The sequence below is a fragment of the Streptomyces sp. NPDC058955 genome (assembly GCF_042741435.1).
Classification (GTDB): Bacteria; Actinomycetota; Actinomycetes; order Streptomycetales; family Streptomycetaceae; genus Streptomyces.
Genome location: NZ_JBHYKM010000172.1, coordinates 12,216 through 12,605, shown reverse-complemented (window position 1 = coordinate 12,605; position 390 = coordinate 12,216). Strand labels below are relative to the sequence as shown.

At 79.0% G+C, this 390-nt stretch carries 1 pseudogene; it reads right to left on the bottom strand.

Annotated elements, in window-relative coordinates:
* Window positions 1-120: 120 nt before the first annotated feature.
* Window positions 121-390: pseudogene (locus ACFW1I_RS36105) on the bottom strand (hypothetical protein); the annotation flags it as partial.

Here is a 390-nt window from a genome sequence, read left to right as displayed (position 1 = left end):
TCACACTCTCTCTCTGGGGCGGTTGCTTTTTTTGTTTAAAACCCCCCCCCCCCCCCCCCCCGGCGGCGCCCCCCGCGCCGCGGGGGTCCGGGGGGCGGGGGCCGGGGCCGGCCCCGGCCGTCAGCGGAACGTCGCCGCGTGCTCCCGCGCCCACTCCGCGAACGACGCCGGCCGGCGTCCCAGCACCCGCTCCGCGTCGGGCAGCGGCGTACCGGGCACGCCGTCCCGCTTCCGCTGGAAGTCCAGCAGGAAGTCCGCGACCGGGCCCGGCAGCGCCGCCGTCAGCGACGCCCGGTGCTCGTCCCGGCCGACCCGCTCCACCGGGACGTCGATCCCCGCGGCGGCCGCGATCAACTCCGCCAGCCGGCGCGCCGGCTCGGACTCGGGGGC